This is a genomic window from Ruegeria sp. AD5 (assembly GCF_056542345.1).
In genome coordinates this window covers 1,238,678-1,255,811 of record NZ_JBQFZR010000001.1, presented here as the reverse complement: position 1 = coordinate 1,255,811, position 17,134 = coordinate 1,238,678, and the positions used below count along the sequence as shown (strand labels likewise).

Sequence of the window (17,134 nt, the reverse complement as noted above, 5' to 3'; positions counted from 1 at the left end):
GGCGGAATGGAAACCTTTGGCTTAGGTGTAGCCCTTTTCACCGTTATCGTTCTTGGTCTGGTTGCCATCATCATGGCGGCGCGGTCCAAGCTGGTTTCAACCGGTAACGTGAACATCACCATCAATGGTGAGAAAACAATCTCGGTTCCGGCGGGTGGCAAGCTGCTGCAGACGCTTGCCGCAGAGAAGCTATTCGTGCCCTCCGCTTGTGGTGGCGGTGGCACCTGCGCGCAATGTCGCGTGCGCGTGCATTCCGGCGGTGGCTCGATCCTTCCGACCGAGGAAAGCCATATCACCAAGCGAGAGGCGTCTTGTGGTGACCGGCTATCCTGTCAAGTTGCAGTCAAGCAGGATATGGACATCGAAGTTCCCGAAGAGGTCTTCGGCGTCAAGAAATGGGAATGCACAGTTCGCTCGAACGAGAATGTGGCGACCTTTATCAAGGCTCTGACGCTGGACCTCCCGGAAGGCGAGGATGTGAATTTCCGCGCTGGTGGTTACATCCAAATCGAAGCGCCTGCACACCAGCTCGCCTATACGGATTTCGACGTAGAAGAAGAATACCGCGAGGATTGGGATCGCTTCAATCTATGGCAGTACAAATCCGTCGTCGCCGAACCGATCGAACGCGCCTATTCCATGGCAAACTATCCGGATGAAAAAGGCATGATCATGCTGAACGTCCGCGTGGCTTCGCCCCCTCCTGGATCCGAAGGCATTCCTCCGGGTCAGATGTCGTCGTATATTTTCAACCTGAAACCGGGCGACAAGGTCACAATCTCTGGTCCCTTTGGCGAGTTCTTTGCTCGCGAGACTGAAAAAGAGATGGTCTTCATCGGTGGTGGTGCTGGTATGGCCCCAATGCGCAGCCATATCTTTGACCAGCTCAAACGCCTTGAAAACCGCAACCGCAAGATCAGCTTCTGGTATGGAGCGCGGTCGAAGAAAGAGATGTTCTTTGTCGAAGATTTCGACACGCTGGCCAAGGAATTCGACAATTTCGAATGGCACGTTGCGTTGTCGGACGCCCAGCCCGAGGATGACTGGAAAGGCTACACTGGCTTTATTCACAACGTTCTGTTCGAGGAATATCTGAAGAACCACCCCGCACCCGAGGATTGCGAATACTACATGTGTGGTCCGCCAATCATGAACCAGTCGGTCATCAACATGCTGCTGGATCTGGGCGTGGACCGCGAAGACATCATGCTCGACGATTTCGGCGGATAAACAGAATCGGTCGGTTCCAACCCTTGGGGCCGACCATTTTCATTTTTGGGTCTGATGTTGGGCAGGCTGCCAATATCAACGTCTGCATTTGGCGAATTCCGTTTCATAATTTGCCGCATTGGACAGCAGGTCTTATGTTCACCGGATGGATCAAAAGGCTTATCGCATCTCAAACACCGCCTGATCAGACGGTGATTCTGCATTCATTGGCGCCTACAGAAAAATTCTACGCAATCGGAGACATACATGGGAGGTTGGATCTTTTACAACGGCTGCTACCTGCGCTGGATAACGACTGTCCGGTGGTGTTTGTAGGCGACTATGTTGACCGGGGCGGATACAGCGCGCAGGTGTTGCGTCAGCTACATCACCTCGACACGAACCCCGAAACCCGAGCGATCTGCCTGAAAGGCAATCACGAAGATATGCTGCTTGGGTTTTTGTCCGATCCAACACGGATGGCGCGTGTCTGGCTGTATAATGGCGGTGCTCAGACTTTGGCTTCGTTTGGGCTTGCGGATATTGACCAGTCCAACCCGCAAGCCGTTGCCGAACAACTGCAGCAAGCGATGGGACAACCGCTTCTGGACTGGTTACAAGATCGGCCGCTGACCTGGACGAGCGGGAATGTAACGGTTGTTCATGCCGCGCTTGATCCTTCGCAGCCGGTCGATCGGCAACAGGACAGAACTTGCCTTTGGGGGCATCCTCAGTTCCGCAAGAAACGCAGGAAAGACGAGCAATGGGTGGTGCATGGCCATACCATCGTCGACGAAGCTCGGGTCGAGCATGATGTCATTTCGATCGATACAGGTGCGTTCATCACTGATAAGTTGACGGCTGCGGAAATCTCGCCTGGTTTTGTCCGATTTATCTCGACAGCGCGCACCGGAATCGAGCGCGTATCAGCGTAAGTCGCTAACCGACGATCATTTGCTTCATTCTAAGTGCTTCGTATTCCAGTTCTTTCAAGCGGAAATGAACCACATCGCCAATGGTGATCACCCCGCGCAGATTCCCATCACTCAATACCGGCATATGCCGGAACCGGCCCTCGGTCATGGTTTTCAGCACGTCGTTCAGATAGTCTTCGGGGCTGCAGGTTTTGACCTCGGTCGTCATCAGATCGGCCACTGATTGGGGTAGGGTCTGGCCGGGCGTTTCCGCCATACGGCGCACGATGTCACGTTCGGACAGGATACCCTGCAGGGCACCATTTTGATCCGTCACAACAACGGCCCCGATGCGTTTTTCGCGCAAGATATCCACGACCGAGTGAATCGTGTCGTTGGGCCGCACCGAAAAAACGGCATCCCCTTTGCCTTCCATCAGTTTCGCAACCGTTGTCTGGGTATGCGACAGATTGGTCTCAACTGATTGACTGCGGGTTGTCGCCGCGGCCTTGTCGCCGCGTGTCGGAGGCTGGTAAGAGCTTGGGGCCATGGGCGGTCTCCTCTTTCACCGGTATTGTCCTTACAACCTACCTTACCGCAGGGACCGGCCCTGTATAGGGTGCAATTTCGAAAACCGGCGTAACTTGGCCACTTCAAAAGGAAATTGCTTTTGAGCAACCTGTATTTGACACCACCAGTTGCCGCGCTGATATTCTTTATCGTGGTGGTCTGCGGCCATAATTTTCGCATGGCTTGGAAACAGCAACCGGAAGGTTGGCAAAAGCGCGCTTGGCTGTTTGGCGTCCCGGCAGCAATCGGGCTTTTCGCATTGGCGTTTTTGCCGCTCGAGATTTGAGGCCGGTTTGACTCTGAACAGGCTCACTGGCATATGCCGGGCAAGAACACTCCCGGGAGATTGCACCATGCGCCCACTGATCACACTGGCCTTACTTTTGACTGTTTCGGCCTGCTTGTTTGGCAAAGAGCCTGACGTGGTACGCCTGTCCGGCGAGACGATGGGCACCACGTTCAACATCACCGCAATCGGCGATGATTTGGACGAAGCAGCGCTGAGACAAGCGATTCAGGAGACCCTGGCGCAGGTCAATGCCAAGATGTCCAACTGGGACCCGAATTCCGAGGTCTCGACCTTCTCGGCCTCAAGCAGCACGGACCCCATGCAAGTGTCAGACGAATTTGCCTTCGTCATTGAGGCCGCAAATGAGGTTCACGAGAAATCCGGTGGTACGTTTGATGTTACCCTTGGTCCGCTGATCGAATTGTGGGGGTTTGGGCCGCGAAAACCTGAAGACCCAATTCCGGCAGATGACGAGATCGCGACAGCGCTTGGGCAAGTGGGGCAAGCGCGGCTGTTAGACTTGGATCGCGGAGCGGGCACTTTGGCCAAGTCAGAGGCCGGAGTCGGGATCAACCTGTCTGCGATCGCCAAAGGCTATGGCATCGATGCGGTTGCCGCACAGCTGCGCGAGGCCGGGATCGAGAACTATATGGTCGAGATCGGTGGTGATCTGGTGACCATGGGCGCGAATGACAAAGGCGAAAGCTGGCGGATCGGGATCGAAAAACCCGAGACTGGCGCGCAATCAATCCAGTTGATCGTGCCGCTCGACAATCTGGGAATGGCGACCTCGGGTGATTACAAGAACTTCTTCGAACAGGACGGGGTGCGCTATTCGCATATCATTGACCCGACGACGGGCCGCCCGATTACTCATCGCACCACTTCGGTTACTGTTTTAGCAGACAACGCCATGATGGCGGATGCGTGGGCAACGGCGATGCTAGCATTGGGTCTGGAAAAGGGTCTGGAACTGGCCGAAGAGCATAAACTTGCCGTGTTCTTCATCTCTCGGGATGTGACAAGCGGAGAAGAAGCCTATATCACCGTACAAAGCAGCGCCTTCAAGGATGCGCTGGGGACCAACTGACCGGTAGGAACCGCTATGAGCACCTTTATTCTAGCCTTTTTCCTGTTGCTGATCGTCATGGTTGGCATGGCGCTGGGTGTGATGTTGATGGGCAAAACCATCAAAGGCAGCTGCGGTGGCCTGAACGCGATCTCGGGTGCCGATAAATGTGTGGTCTGTCAAAAGGATATCGATCCCGACAGCCCTCTGCGCGACCAGTTGCAGTGCAAGCGTGCGAAAAAGATGCTGCAACAGATGGAAGGCTAGGATAACCCTCTTGGCATGAACAAAGCCAAGAACGTCCTCTTCATCATGTTCGACCAATTGCGCTGGGACTATCTCAGCTGCTACGGGCATCCACATCTGCATACGCCAAATATTGACCGTCTCGCCTCGATGGGTATGCGGTTCACACGGGCCTACATCCAGTCACCGATCTGCGGCAGTTCCCGTATGTCGACCTATACCGGCCGCTATGTGCATTCGCACGGCGCGTCATGGAACGGAATCCCGCTGAAAGTTGGTGAGATCACCATGGGCGATCACTTACGCAAGGCAGGGATGGATTGCTGGTTGGTCGGCAAGACTCATATGCGTGCAGATGCCGAGGGTATGGCCCGTTTGGGGCTTGAGCCCGACAGCCTGATCGGGGCACGCGTCGCTGAATGCGGGTTTGATGTCTTTGAGCGCGATGACGGGATGCGCCCCGAAGGGCCGGATGGGTTTTATGACCCGGATGGCGCCAAAAGGTACAACGAGTATCTGAAAGACAAAGGCTATGAGAGTGACAACCCCTGGCACGACTTCGCCAATTCGGGGCTGGATGAAGAGGGCAATGTACTTTCAGGTTGGTTCCTGAAGAATTCGTCAGAGGCCGCGAATATCGCCGAGGAAGACAGCGAAACGCCTTATCTCACCTCTCGCGGCATGGAGTTCATTGAAAACCATGAGGGGCCGTGGTGCTGCCACCTCAGCTATATCAAACCGCATTGGCCCTATATTGTGCCAGAACCCTACGCCTCGATGTATGGTCCCGAACACGTTCTGCCTGTCATTCGGTCCGAAGCTGAACGGCAGAACGCTCATCCGGTGCTGAAAGCGTTCATGGATACGAAAATCGGCCAGACCTTCTCGCGTCAGGATGTACGCGAGGCCGTGATTCCAGCCTATATGGGCCTGATCAAGCAGGCTGACGACCAAATGGGGCGGCTGTTTGACTGGATGGAACAGACCGGACGAATGCAGGACACGATGATCGTGCTGACCTCGGACCACGGGGATTTTCTGGGCGATCACTGGATGGGAGAGAAGACCTTCTTCCATGACGCCTCGACCAAAATGCCGCTGATCATCTATGATCCATCGCCCGAGGCTGATGCCACGCGCGGCACCACATGCGATGCATTGGTCGAATCCATCGATCTAGCGCCCACGTTTCTGGAGGTTGCAGGCGGTGAACCCGCAGGGCACATTCTGGAAGGGCATTCATTGCTGCCCATCCTGCACGGTCAGGCCGAAAGCACTCCGCGCGATGTGGTGATTTGTGAGTACGACTACTCCGCATCCCCCATTGCGCAGTCACTGAACGCCTCGGTTCGGTATGCGGTCATGTTCATGGTTGCAAACGAGAAATGGAAGCTGATCCATTGTGAAGGGGGCTATCGCCCGCTTTTGTTTGATCTAGAGAATGATCCGAGCGAGCTGACGGACCTGGGCGAAAGCGATGAGCATGCAGACATCATCGCCGAGATGTATGATCACCTGTTCACCTGGACACGGCGCCAGTCGCAGCGCACGACCCGGTCGGAAGAACAACTGCTAAACATGCGTGGATCAAGCCGAGGAACAGGCGTGGTGATCGGTATTTACGACGAAAACGAGATGCCGCTTGAGCTGACCGTTAAATACCGCAACCGCAAAGCGCGACCCTTTGGGTACTACAAGACAGATTAATTCTTCATTCGCGGCCCTAATGACGGTTCAACCTTGAGCGGGCAGGGGGTAGAAGACAGCAACGCCGCCTCAATCGGAGAGCTTTCATGACCGCCCCAAAGCCCGTTGTCCTTTGTATCCTTGATGGTTGGGGCCTATCCGACGATACCAAGGCCAATGCGCCTTATCTGGCAAATACGCCAACCTTTGATGCTCTCATGGCTGAAGGTCCTCATGCGCAACTGATAACGCACGGGCCGGATGTGGGTCTACCTAGTGGTCAGATGGGTAATTCCGAGGTTGGTCACACCAATATCGGGGCTGGGCGCGTGGTTGCGATGGATTTGGGGCAGATTGACCTGGCCATAGAAGACGGTTCTTTCTTTCACAATGAGGCGCTGCAGAGCTTCATCGCTAAGGTGAAAGCTGTAGCCGGGACAGCGCATCTGATGGGGCTGGTATCGGATGGGGGCGTGCACGGGCACCTGGATCACATCGTGGCTGCCGCCAAAGCGGTTACCGATGCGGGCGTGCCCGTGGCGCTACATGCGATCACCGACGGGCGCGATGTGGCCCCGAAATCGGCCTTTACCTACATCGCCGAACTCGAAGACCGGTTGCCCGATGGTGCAAAGGTTGTCACCGTCTGTGGGCGCTACTTTGCCATGGACCGCGATAATCGCTGGGAACGCGTTTCCGAGGCCTATGACGCAATAGTCAAAGGTCAGGGGCGCACCGTGGCCTCGGCCCATGAGGCCGTCGACCATGCCTACGCCCAATCCGAAACCGACGAGTTTATCGCGCCCACGGTTCTTGCTGGTTATTCCGGTATTAAGGACGGTGACGGGTTCTTTTGCCTGAACTTCCGCGCCGACCGTGCCCGAGAAATCCTGCGGGCAATTGGGGAGCCCGGTTTTGCCGAGTTCGACTCCGGTCCGCGCCCGCAGTCGTCGGCGTTACTGGGCATGGTTGAGTATTCCGATGGCCACAACGATTATATGACGACCGTATTTCCCAAGCGGGATAGCGTGAATACGCTGGGCGAATGGGTTGCTAAGCAAGGCCTGCGCCAGTTCCGTTTGGCCGAAACCGAGAAGTACCCTCATGTCACTTTCTTCCTGAACGGTGGCAAAGAGCAGCCCGAGAGTGGCGAGGATCGCTTCATGCCCAAATCGCCCAAAGTGGCGACGTATGATTTGCAGCCCGAGATGTCCTCGGCCGAAGTGACAGAAAAGTTCGTCGAGGCGATCCACGGCGGATATGATCTGATCGTCACCAACTACGCCAATCCAGATATGGTTGGTCATACCGGTGATCTGCAAGCTGCGATTGAAGCCTGTGAAGCTGTTGATCAAGGGCTGGGGCAGGTGGTTGCAGCGCTGAAGCAGGTCGGGGGTGCGATGATTTTGACCGCAGATCACGGTAATTGTGAAATGATGGTTGACCCGGAAACGGGCGGTCCACATACGGCGCATACGCTGAATCCCGTGCCTGTTGTTCTGGTCGGCGGCCCCGTAGGGGCAAGCCTGCGCGATGGGCGCTTGGCCGATCTTGCTCCAACTTTGTTGCAGCTTATGGAATTGCCGAAACCCGTTGAAATGACAGGGGAAAGCTTGCTGACATGAGATTGCACCCGATCGTTGCTGCAGCGCTGATTTGGGCCACCCCTGTCGTCGCCCAAACCAGCCCGTCAAAGGCGGCACTAGAAGCGGCCGAGATGCTGGAGCAAGCCTCGATCGCGTTGACTGAGGCCGAATCTGCCCGCGACCGGGTCAAAGCCCTGACCGAAACCATAAAAGCCTACGAGGCCGGTCTGAGCGCTATGCGCGACGGCCTGCGCCGCGCGGCCTTGCGCGAGGCGCAATTGACTGCAGAATTGCAGGTACAAGAGCAGGAGGTGGCGCAGCTGTTAGGTGTTCTGCAGACGATCGAAACCACCGCGCCTCCGGTACTTATGCTGCACCCGTCCGGCCCACTTGGGGCCGCGCGCACTGGTATGATGTTGTCCGAAGTCACGCCTGGGTTGAACGCGCAGGCTCAGGCGCTTGCAAACGAATTGCAAGAGGTACAGACACTGCGACAGCTTCAACAAAACGCTGCCAATACGCTGACCGAAGGGTTGGAGGGTGTTCAGGATGCCCGCACGCAGCTTAGTGAGGCGATAGCGGACCGGACCGATCTGCCGCGCCGTTTCGTAGAAGATCCTGTGCGTACAGCGATCCTGATATCCTCGACCGAAACGCTGGATGGGTTTGCCAGTGGGTTATCCGAGATCACCGATGGTGAGATTGAAGATACAAATGCAGATGTCTCGGGCCGGAAAGGTCAAATCGCCTTGCCCGCACAAGGGGTCATGCTGCACCGGGCGGGCGAAACGGACGCAGCGGGGGTAACGCGCCCCGGGCTGGTGCTGGGCACGCGACCCCGCGCATTGGTCACCGCGCCAACGGCTGCCACGATCCGTTACCGCGGGCCCTTGCTGGATCTCGGGAATCTTGTGATCCTTGAACCCCAGCCCGGATTGCTATTCGTGTTCTCAGGTCTGCAAGAGGTATATGGTCTGACCGGGGAAGTGATACCCGAGGGTACTCCGGTAGGTTTGATGCCGGGTGAAACTCCGGAAATCGGCGCTATTATGTCAACAAGCGGTGATGGCACTGGAACTGACTGGTCAGAAACGCTCTATATAGAAGTAAGACAGGATAACAGCCCAGTGGACCCGGAATCATGGTTCCGGACGGACAAGGATGGATAAACGAGTATGAAGAAATTTGTGATGGCCGGACTGGCCGGCACCGTGGCAGGGATAGTCGCAACAACACAGATCGCAGGCCCTCTGCTTGCGCAAGAGGCCGAGAACAAGGCAAGCGTTTATGAACAACTTGATCTGTTCGGTGACATTTTCGAACGTATTCGCGCCCAGTATGTCGAAGAGGTAGAAACCGACGAGCTGATCGAGGCTGCGATTGACGGGATGCTGACCTCGCTAGACCCACATTCCAGCTACCTGTCGCCTGATGATGCCGAGCAGATGCGCGTGCAGACACGTGGCGAGTTTGGCGGGCTCGGTATCGAAGTCACGCAGGAAGAAGGCTTTGTCAAAGTTGTATCGCCCATCGATGACACCCCAGCGGATGCTGCTGGTATCGAAGCGGGCGATTTCATCACTCATGTGGATGGCGAGAGCATTTTGGGGCTGACGCTGGATAAAGCCGTGGACCTGATGCGCGGCCCGGTGGGATCGGAAATCGTGATCACAGTCGTGCGTGAAGGCGAGCAAGAGCCATTCGACGTAACGATCGTTCGCGACACGATCAAGCTGACCGCAGTTCGTGCACGTACCGAAGGTACAAGTGTCGTGTTGCGTGTCACGACCTTCAATGACCAAACCTATCCGAACCTTAAGGAAGGACTGGAAGAACAGATTGAAGAGGCCGGGGGCATCGAAAACGTCAATGGGATCGTTCTGGATCTGCGTAACAATCCCGGCGGGTTGTTGACTCAGGCCATCAAGGTCTCTGACGCATTCCTGGATGAGGGCGAAATCGTCTCGACCCGGGGTCGCAATCTCGAAGATGGTGAACGATTCAACGCAACACCCGGCGATCTGACCGGAGGCAAGCCCATCGTTGTGCTGATCAACGGTGGTTCGGCCTCGGCGTCGGAAATTGTCGCGGGCGCCTTGCAGGATCACAACCGCGCCATCGTGGTTGGCACTAAGAGCTTCGGCAAGGGATCGGTGCAGACGGTCATGCCGCTTCGGGGTGACGGGGCTATGCGTCTGACAACCTCTCGCTACTACACGCCCTCGGGTCGTTCGATTCAGGCGCTTGGCGTCAGCCCGGACATCATCGTCGAACAACCACGCAACAACCCGGTTGACGAGGAAGAAGAAGATACAAACACCCGCACCCGGTCCGAGGCCGATCTGCGCGGCAGCCTGAATAATGACAGCCTCAGCGAGGACGAGATTCGCCAGATCGAAGAGGATCGCGCCAAAGCCGAAGCCACCGCAGAGCTGCGCGAAGAGGATTATCAACTGGCATATGCCATCGATATCCTCAAAGGCCTGTCCGCGTTCAATCCGACCGGGCCGTCACAATAAAGGGGAGGGGGGCCGCCATCAGCGGCCCTATTCTCGCACCCTGAAGCGTTACCCTTCGACCTTGTGCAGTTTTTTCTCATCCAGCATCAGCGCCAGGACGATTCCAGCAGCGACTGAGATCGTGGCGAATACAAAAGCCATATTCATTCCGGTATCAAAGGCCGCCGCAATGGCGGCCTGAACCTTTTCAGTTTCACCTGAATTCAACTTTTCAAGCACTGCTTTTGCCGAGTCTGTGTTCAGCGTTCCACCATTGATCGCTTTCTGATCAGCCTCGGACATTTTGATGCCTGACGCGGTCAATCGGGTTTTCAGGCTGGACAGGCTTGTCACATACATGACCGCCGTCGCACAGGCGACCGCGATTGCCCCATAGACGAGATGGGTCATGAAACTCAGGCCGCCAACCAGTCCGGCGCGTTCCGGCTTAACCGCGCATACAGCGGCTGTTCCCGAAGGCCCGACCGTCAGCGTTGCGCCCAAACCAATCAGCGCCATTCCGGGCAGAATCTGAAAATATCCGGTCCCGGAAGGCATGATGACAACGCTTGCCGCCCCGACTGTGGCGCAAATATACCCCCAAAACAGCAGTCGCTTGGGCCCAAAATCGTTATACAGCGTACCCGAGACGATTGATCCGACCGCTAGCAACACCGTCAGCGGTGCCAAACCCAGCGCCGATTGGAACACAGACCATCCCAAGACTTTTTGCATATACTGCGGAAAATAAAGCAGCCCGACAAAAGCTGCCGAGACGTTGAACATATTCAGACCCAAGGTAATCAGAAACTCTCGGTTCTGCATCAACTGAGGCATTAGCAAGGGTTCCTTGACCCTCTTTTCGACTTTCGGAAACAGGAAGAACAAAACGGCGCTGACAAAAAACAGCAGCAAAAGCGGCAGCGAAGTCCAGCCCCAATCGGCACCAACATCCAAACCGTAAAGCAAGAGCAAAACTGCAAAAGACAGGATGCCCATCCCGGCAAAGTCGATGTGTTCACCTTTCTTATGCTCGGTCTCACGCTCCATCAGCAGGATCGCAGTCGTCATCGAAATGCTGGAAAACACCACATTGGCGAGGAAAAACAACCTCCAATCACCCAGATTGACCACCGCGCCGCTAATCATCGGTCCAAAGACATTACCCGTGGTGACACCCGCCAGTATCAGCCCCATCACCAATGCGCGGTGTTCTTCTTTCGACACTTTGGTGGCTCCAAATGCCAGTGTGCAGGGCCACACGCATCCCGCCCCGATCCCCTGCAAGGCGCGTGCGCCGATCAGGTAGTCCAAACCGGGTGAGACAAAGCATAAAACCGACGCAAACAGAAAGATCGAAAGACCGATGATCATCATCTTGCGATGACCATACATGTCACCCAGGCGACCTCCGGCCACCATCGTCATTGCAAAGAACAAAGCGTAAATATTCAGAACCCACTGGGTGCTGGTGATGTCGGCGTCAAAGCTGTTTTCGATCGCCGGGACCAGCATCAGGGCTCCGGTAAAATCGATCCCGATCCCGAAACCGGTCACCATAAGCGCGATGACCTTTATGATGCTGTTGCGATCCATAGACCAATTCAATGATGCACGTATGGACCTGAAAAGATAGAGAGAAGCCTAACGATGCTGTGGTCAGGATCCGCTCTGAGATGTCTGAGAGCGGCGAAACGCGCGCTTTAACATGTCCAACTCGGCGCGCAGCAAAGCGACCTCGGCCCTCAGATCATCTGCAGCAGGTGAACCGGCGATGATGGTGAAATCCCCCAGCTTCTGGCCCGTTGTTGCATCGTGAATCACGACGGTGTGGACACCTTCGGACAGGGCAGTGGGCGGCACCGGGATACGCAAGTCCCAGCCATCCGTTTCTGGTGCCAGCTCAACATCAGGCACGGGCTCACCAAGAAACAGAACCTCGATCTGCGGAGGGCTTTCGCTGGTCACGTGGCCTTCCCACAGGCCGTTTTCGAAACGGATTGGTGTCAGGGTGGTATGAGACATTGATTACCCTTTACAGATCAGCCCGGTGGTAACGGCAGAATGTCAGGTCACGAAACACCACACGGTTCATCGCGGGTTGATCAATGATCAGATCCAACCAGAGTTTTTCAATTCGACGCTCATTCACGTTCAGATGGGCCAGATCAAAATCCACAGTCGCCGCAGGTGTTGAAAGATCAAGTTCGCGCAGAACCTGCTCGGTATTTGGGCCATGCTGAATGTTCAGGCGGGCGAAGACAACGGTAGAACGCTCGCACTCAACCAGAGTGTCGACCCTCATCAGATGCTGGCGGGACAGATTTATGGCGGCATCCGTGGGCAGATCAATGGAAAGCGACAGGAAAGATCCCTGAAAATCAAATACCTCAACGGCCAGACTGAAAGGCGCCAAATCCTTGTCTCGCCGATTTCGGATTTGCTGCAGCCCGATCTCGACCTGGCTGCAATCGTGAAACAGGATGACCTGCCCATCCATCCGCGCCTTGCGCGGGGCCGAGGCTATACCTTTGCGGATCAGTGGCGTCCGCCACAGGTCCGGTCGCCACGACCAATCCGTTCCCAGGGGTTTTGGAAACTGCGTCGCCCCAATCAAGGGTTGGATCAGGCGAGCATCAGCTTTTTGAATTGCTTGTTCAAGTTTGCCGCGCAACCGCCGGGCGTCATCACGTTGGCGGCGAAGCTCAGGCAGTGCGAGGTGGTCAGACTGCTGCGCGGCACGCTGCCAGCGCCCGAGAGCCTTTAGTTGAACATATCGATCCAGTAATCTGCCCATCGCCCCATCTTTCAAGACAGCCCCTCTTTAGTCAAAGTCGGGGCAGGGGACAAACCAGTCTTACTTGATTAGCGGATAAATCTTCCCGAATCCTAAATGTGATCTCCTATCCAGCTGGTTTCTGCGTCGCAAAGAGCCGCCATTCTTGCAATAGCTCGGGCCGAGGCTTACCGTCGGCGCTCGGACAATCGGCATTTGTCCCGGATCATACAGGCTCATCATGAGGCAGGGGAATGGAACCCACCCTATTTTCATTCATATGGAAGCATTCGAAAAAACAGCAATTGGTCCTGCTATTGCTGACCGTTTTGTCATTTCCGTTCCTTTACGCTTCGTTGGAGCTTCCTAAGCAGATCATCAATGACGCGATTGGTGCGCCCGCAGACACGGTAACGGTACTCGGTATCACCGTGACGCAGGTGCAGTACCTGCTGATTCTGTGCTTTGCCTTTTTGGCAACTGTCATCGCCAGTGGCGTGATGAAAATGCGCATCAATACCATGAAAGGCATTCTCGCTGAACGGATGTTGCGTCGCCTGCGCTTTACCTTGATCAGCCGCTCGATGCGCTTCCCCAAATCCTATTTCGCCACCACCAGCCAAGGTGAACTGGTATCGATGATCACGTCCGAGGCCGAACCAATGGGCGGGTTGATGGGAGACGCCATCGCGCAGCCCGTTTTTCAGTTCGGCCAGATGATGACGATTGTCACGTTTCTTTTCATGCAAAGCGTGTGGTTTGGTCTGGCCAGTATTGCATTGATCCCTTTGCAGGCTTGGCTGATTCCCAAATTGCAGCGTCAGATCAACCTTCTGAACAAGGATCGCATTCAGGAGGTCCGGCGGCTGAGCTCTGAGATTGGCGAAAGTGCTGCTGGTATCAGCGATCTGCGCACCAATGGCGGCTGGCGCTATCGTCTGGCGCAATTCAGCCATCGGCTAGGAACCTTGTTCGAGATCCGCTTTAAGATCTACAACAAGAAGTTCTTCATGAAGTTCCTCAACAATCTGATCACTCAGATGACACCCTTCCTGTTCTATTCAGTAGGCGGCTATCTGGCGATCACGGGCGAGGTGACAGTAGGCGCATTGGTCGCCGCGTTGGGCGCATATAAAGACCTCAGCGGCCCTTGGAAGGATCTTCTGACCTACTACAACCAAGTACAGGACATGTCACTGCGCTGGGAAATTGTGACCGAACGGTTTGCCCCATCGAATATGATACCCGAACAGTTGTTTGAGGGCGTCCCCGAGGCAATCCCGCACCTGACCGGCGATATCGAACTGCGCAACGTGACCGTTCGTGATGATGACGGCAAGACCATCCTTGAGGATATTGATCTTACCATTCCCCAAGGCGCTCGGGTTGCGATTCAGTCGAAACACGCTTCGGAACGCAGTGCGCTTGCGCAGTTGCTGACGCGCGAAGTGCTGCCGGTTCAAGGCGAGGTTCTGATGGCTGGCCACAACCTCAACAGCCTGCATCAGGCGGTGATTGCGGCGCGGATCGGCTATGCCTATTCACGCCCTTACCTGTTCGACGGAACATTGGGTGATAACCTGCTAATGCCGCTGCGCACGCATCCTCAACACGAAAGTGGTGCATTGCAGGCCCCCTCACGCCGCCAGATCGAAGCCGTGCGCGCCGGGAACCCACCCGATTCACTGTCCGATGAATGGATCGATCCAAGCCTCGCGGGTCTTGATGACATCGAGGATATTCGCGATTGGTGGTTCCAGCTTGTCGAAGCGATGGGCATTGATGAATTTATGTTCCGGCGCACTTTGCGCTCTCAGTTCGACCCGGAAGTACACCCGGTGTTGGCGAAAGAAATAGTCGATCTGCGAGATACCGTTGCCACACGCCTGCAAGAGCGCGGTTTGGACAAGTATGTCTATCGGTTCGATCCTGACCAGTTCAATCCCGCCGTGCCCTTGGGCGGGAACCTGCTGTTCGCTTCACCGACGCATGATATCGCACCGGACATTCTGGCGGGGGACCACCGCTTTCTGTCGTTGCTTACGGGCAATGGCCTGGATGATGACGCGCTCAGCATCGCTCAGGCCGTTCTGGAAACCCTAAACCAGACTTTCGGGCGAGATGGGGCCGATCACCCATTGTTCTTGCGGCTTGGCATGTCAAAAGACATGTACCACCGTCTGCTTGATATCGAAGAGCGCCGCAAAACCAAGGGCGAAGAAGCCATCGGCGATCAGGAACGTGCGCTGCTGTTGACCGTCCCATTCATGCTGACCGCTGAACAAATCGGCCCAAGTTTCCCTGAGGAGTACAAGGACAAAATCCTTTCCATTCGTCACAGTCAGGCCGAACGGCTGCGGGGCGCTATGGGTGCGATGTTCGTGCCGGTGTCACCGGACGTCTACGTTCCCCGCCTGACAGCAATGGAAAACGCTCTGTATGGTCGGGTATCCATCATGGCTGGTGCTCATGCAGAAGAGATCGAAGATCTGGTCGCGGAGGTTCTGAACGAGGCCGGGCTGCGCCGAAGGGCCGCCGCGATCATCTACGACCTGCCGTCCGGGTTAGGTGGGAACAACCTTCCGACAGTGTTTCAGGAGCGTGCTGCCTTTTCTCGTGCCGGCATCAAACGCCCCGATATCCTGATACTCGACAAGGCACTGGCCAGCCACGACTCTGAAAGCCGCCTGCGGACCCGTCTGAAGCTGCGCGAGTTATTACCCGACTCGATTATGATCTTTATGGAGGATCATTTTGCCCATCCGGAAGCCTATGATTTGTTTGTTGAAATAAAGGACGGTCGCATCGATGGTGTCTCACGCGTGTCCACCGATGCCGAAGACACCGGGACGGACGACCTGAGCCGGAAACTCAAGATCATTTCTTCGACCGAGTTGTTTTCACGAGTCGATGGGCGCAACCAGCGTCTTCTGGCGTTTTCGGCCCAATGGTACGAGGTCGCGGCAGGTCAAACCATTTTCGCACGTGGCCAGGCTCCCGATGCGGCGTATTTGTGTATTTCAGGTTCGGCAAGCCTGAATTGGCTGAATGAACACGGTGAAATGCGTTCGCTCTCGATAGTAGAACCCGGGCGCCTTATCGGCGATCTTGCGATTATCACCAATGAGCCGCGACAATTGGATTTGGTGGCCCTCACGGATTGCTCGTTCCTGCGGATCGGCGCGGAGGAATTGCGTGCTGTGATTGAAAGTGACGCGGGCGTTGCGATGAGGCTGCTTGAAACCGTGGCCGGATACCTGTCCACGGTGTCCGAGCGGTTGCGTGACCCCAACACTCCAATTGGGGATGACCTGCCTTCGGTAAGTGCTGAGCAATCCGATGAGCACTAACGAAAGGCGCGGTGCCTATTCAAGTCATCAGCAATTGCTAGGTGCCGCCCGCAGATATCCCGAGATATGGCGCTTGTTGGCTGGTCTTGCGCTGGTCTCAGTGGTTGTGGTCACGCTCAATGCAATCTTGTTCGCAATCGTTGCCAGTCTTGGCTCATCAGGGTCGGCGGTCACATTCTTGAATGGATCGTCGCCAACAGCGCTCCTTATTGTGCTCTCCAGCTTTATTTTTGTCACTATTGGCGTGGCGTTGGGGGCACGATTATTTCAGCACCGGTCACTTGCCTCGGTCCTGGGCGAACAATCCATCGCAATCTGGCAGTTTTGGCGCGTTGTTCGTGCATTGCTTCTGCTGGGTGCAGTCATATTCATACTCCCCCCCTATGACCTTGGTGCACCATTGGTGGCGAATCTCGCGTTAACCAAATGGCTTTTGCTGCTTCCCTTATCCGCTGTTGCGGTGCTGATTCAGACCAGCGCCGAGGAAATCCTGTTTCGAGGCTATATGCAACAGGGCCTGGCCGCGCGGTTTCGGTCTCCGCTGATCTGGATGGGTCTGCCATCAATCTTGTTCGCAGCTGGCCACTACAGCCCCGCGACGGTCGGAGACAATGCGGTCTTGATTGCCATCTGGGCGCTGACATTTGGGCTTTTGACCGCCGATCTGACCGCGCGAGCGGGTACGCTGGGCCCCGCCATTGCGCTGCATTTTTTCAATAACATCGCGGCTCTGCTTGTCATTTCGTTTCCCGACAACCTTGGTGGCCTGGCCTTGTTCCATCTTCCTTATGAGGCATCGGACGCCGAAGCGTTGCGACCTTGGTTGCTAGTCGACTTTGCGCTGATGATCGTGGGGTGGCTCACCGCAAGATTGGTCCTCAGGCGCTGATTGCATTTCCCGGCTTTGCGTCTTATTTGACGTCAACGCCGCATTATCAAGG

General features: G+C 55.8%; 15 protein-coding genes. 11 read left to right on the top strand and 4 right to left on the bottom strand.

The window, feature by feature from the left end; translation table 11 throughout:
• The first annotated feature begins 6 nt into the window (after window positions 1-6).
• Both nqrF and ACR0JG_RS06225 read left to right on the top strand, forming a co-directional pair.
• On the top strand, window positions 7-1,230 hold the full coding sequence (nqrF, locus tag ACR0JG_RS06230; RefSeq protein ID WP_170393981.1) for an NADH:ubiquinone reductase (Na(+)-transporting) subunit F: 1,224 nt from the start codon (window positions 7-9) through the stop codon (window positions 1,228-1,230).
• 134 nt (window positions 1,231-1,364) lie between these two features.
• On the top strand, window positions 1,365-2,144 hold the full coding sequence (locus ACR0JG_RS06225; protein ID WP_480568158.1) for a metallophosphoesterase: 780 nt from the start codon (window positions 1,365-1,367) through the stop codon (window positions 2,142-2,144).
• A 4-nt stretch (window positions 2,145-2,148) separates the two neighbouring features.
• On the opposite strand, the gene ACR0JG_RS06220 is transcribed toward ACR0JG_RS06225, so the two are convergent.
• Window positions 2,149-2,673 carry a CBS domain-containing protein gene (locus ACR0JG_RS06220; protein ID WP_170393976.1) on the bottom strand — a complete coding sequence of 175 codons (525 nt, stop codon included), beginning with the start codon at window positions 2,671-2,673 and terminating at the stop codon, window positions 2,149-2,151.
• Between the two features lie 120 nt (window positions 2,674-2,793).
• On the opposite strand from ACR0JG_RS06220, the gene ACR0JG_RS06215 reads away from it, so the two are divergent.
• The 7 genes from ACR0JG_RS06215 (at window position 2,794) to ACR0JG_RS06185 (ending at window position 10,088) form a co-directional block, all read left to right on the top strand.
• Window positions 2,794-2,979, top strand: a complete 186-nt coding sequence (locus tag ACR0JG_RS06215; RefSeq protein ID WP_170511840.1) for a hypothetical protein — start codon at window positions 2,794-2,796, stop codon at window positions 2,977-2,979.
• A gap of 67 nt (window positions 2,980-3,046) precedes the next feature.
• Window positions 3,047-4,072, top strand: a complete 1,026-nt coding sequence (locus tag ACR0JG_RS06210; RefSeq protein WP_480568155.1) for an FAD:protein FMN transferase — start codon at window positions 3,047-3,049, stop codon at window positions 4,070-4,072.
• Between the two features lie 15 nt (window positions 4,073-4,087).
• On the top strand, window positions 4,088-4,318 hold the full coding sequence (gene nqrM, locus ACR0JG_RS06205; protein WP_170393970.1) for a (Na+)-NQR maturation NqrM: 231 nt from the start codon (window positions 4,088-4,090) through the stop codon (window positions 4,316-4,318).
• Between the two features lie 15 nt (window positions 4,319-4,333).
• A complete protein-coding gene (locus ACR0JG_RS06200; protein WP_480568153.1) occupies window positions 4,334-6,004 on the top strand; it encodes a sulfatase-like hydrolase/transferase in 1,671 nt (556 codons plus the stop codon).
• Window positions 6,005-6,090: 86 nt separating this feature from the next.
• Window positions 6,091-7,608 (top strand): 2,3-bisphosphoglycerate-independent phosphoglycerate mutase, encoded by a 1,518-nt coding sequence (gene gpmI, locus ACR0JG_RS06195; RefSeq protein WP_480568151.1) that lies wholly within the window; start codon window positions 6,091-6,093, stop codon window positions 7,606-7,608.
• Entirely contained in the window at window positions 7,605-8,738 is a 1,134-nt protein-coding gene (locus ACR0JG_RS06190; RefSeq protein ID WP_170625670.1) for a peptidase M23, read from the top strand. Before gpmI ends, ACR0JG_RS06190 begins: the two co-directional genes overlap by 4 nt.
• Window positions 8,739-8,744: 6 nt before the next feature.
• Window positions 8,745-10,088: a S41 family peptidase gene (locus ACR0JG_RS06185; RefSeq protein ID WP_170393963.1), complete on the top strand. Its 1,344-nt coding sequence runs from the start codon at window positions 8,745-8,747 to the stop codon at window positions 10,086-10,088.
• A gap of 48 nt (window positions 10,089-10,136) precedes the next feature.
• Here the strand turns inward: ACR0JG_RS06185 and ACR0JG_RS06180 are convergent, their stop codons facing one another.
• The 3 genes from ACR0JG_RS06180 to ACR0JG_RS06170 form a co-directional block, all read right to left on the bottom strand.
• The gene (locus ACR0JG_RS06180) at window positions 10,137-11,663 is read right to left on the bottom strand and encodes an MFS transporter (RefSeq protein WP_223118634.1); all 1,527 of its coding nucleotides are present in this window, start codon (window positions 11,661-11,663) and stop codon (window positions 10,137-10,139) included.
• A 63-nt stretch (window positions 11,664-11,726) separates the two neighbouring features.
• Entirely contained in the window at window positions 11,727-12,092 is a 366-nt protein-coding gene (locus ACR0JG_RS06175; RefSeq protein ID WP_480568149.1) for a hypothetical protein, read from the bottom strand.
• A gap of 10 nt (window positions 12,093-12,102) precedes the next feature.
• Window positions 12,103-12,864 carry a DUF6478 family protein gene (locus ACR0JG_RS06170; RefSeq protein WP_170511855.1) on the bottom strand — a complete coding sequence of 254 codons (762 nt, stop codon included), beginning with the start codon at window positions 12,862-12,864 and terminating at the stop codon, window positions 12,103-12,105.
• Between the two features lie 233 nt (window positions 12,865-13,097).
• Between ACR0JG_RS06170 and ACR0JG_RS06165 the strand changes: the two genes are divergently transcribed.
• Complete coding sequence (locus tag ACR0JG_RS06165) at window positions 13,098-16,193, top strand: ABC transporter transmembrane domain-containing protein (RefSeq protein WP_170407253.1); 3,096 nt, start codon at window positions 13,098-13,100, stop codon at window positions 16,191-16,193.
• Window positions 16,183-17,082 (top strand): CPBP family intramembrane glutamic endopeptidase, encoded by a 900-nt coding sequence (locus ACR0JG_RS06160; protein ID WP_223118637.1) that lies wholly within the window; start codon window positions 16,183-16,185, stop codon window positions 17,080-17,082. The genes ACR0JG_RS06165 and ACR0JG_RS06160 overlap by 11 nt, the downstream gene beginning before the upstream one ends.
• The last annotated feature ends 52 nt before the right edge of the window (window positions 17,083-17,134 follow it).

Bases quoted from the DNA above. Each gene is read 5' to 3' on its own strand.
- nqrM (WP_170393970.1), top strand. From the start codon at position 4,088: ATGAGCACCTTTATTCTAGCCTTTTTCCTGTTGCTGATCGTCATGGTT.
- ACR0JG_RS06200 (WP_480568153.1), top strand. From the start codon at position 4,334: ATGAACAAAGCCAAGAACGTCCTCTTCATCATGTTCGACCAATTGCGC.
- ACR0JG_RS06170 (WP_170511855.1), bottom strand. From the start codon at position 12,864: ATGGGCAGATTACTGGATCGATATGTTCAACTAAAGGCTCTCGGGCGC.
- ACR0JG_RS06225 (WP_480568158.1), top strand. From the start codon at position 1,365: ATGTTCACCGGATGGATCAAAAGGCTTATCGCATCTCAAACACCGCCT.
- ACR0JG_RS06210 (WP_480568155.1), top strand. From the start codon at position 3,047: ATGCGCCCACTGATCACACTGGCCTTACTTTTGACTGTTTCGGCCTGC.
- gpmI (WP_480568151.1), top strand. From the start codon at position 6,091: ATGACCGCCCCAAAGCCCGTTGTCCTTTGTATCCTTGATGGTTGGGGC.
- ACR0JG_RS06180 (WP_223118634.1), bottom strand. From the start codon at position 11,663: ATGGATCGCAACAGCATCATAAAGGTCATCGCGCTTATGGTGACCGGT.
- ACR0JG_RS06190 (WP_170625670.1), top strand. From the start codon at position 7,605: ATGAGATTGCACCCGATCGTTGCTGCAGCGCTGATTTGGGCCACCCCT.
- ACR0JG_RS06175 (WP_480568149.1), bottom strand. From the start codon at position 12,092: ATGTCTCATACCACCCTGACACCAATCCGTTTCGAAAACGGCCTGTGG.
- ACR0JG_RS06220 (WP_170393976.1), bottom strand. From the start codon at position 2,673: ATGGCCCCAAGCTCTTACCAGCCTCCGACACGCGGCGACAAGGCCGCG.
- ACR0JG_RS06165 (WP_170407253.1), top strand. From the start codon at position 13,098: ATGGAACCCACCCTATTTTCATTCATATGGAAGCATTCGAAAAAACAG.
- ACR0JG_RS06160 (WP_223118637.1), top strand. From the start codon at position 16,183: ATGAGCACTAACGAAAGGCGCGGTGCCTATTCAAGTCATCAGCAATTG.
- ACR0JG_RS06185 (WP_170393963.1), top strand. From the start codon at position 8,745: ATGAAGAAATTTGTGATGGCCGGACTGGCCGGCACCGTGGCAGGGATA.
- nqrF (WP_170393981.1), top strand. From the start codon at position 7: ATGGAAACCTTTGGCTTAGGTGTAGCCCTTTTCACCGTTATCGTTCTT.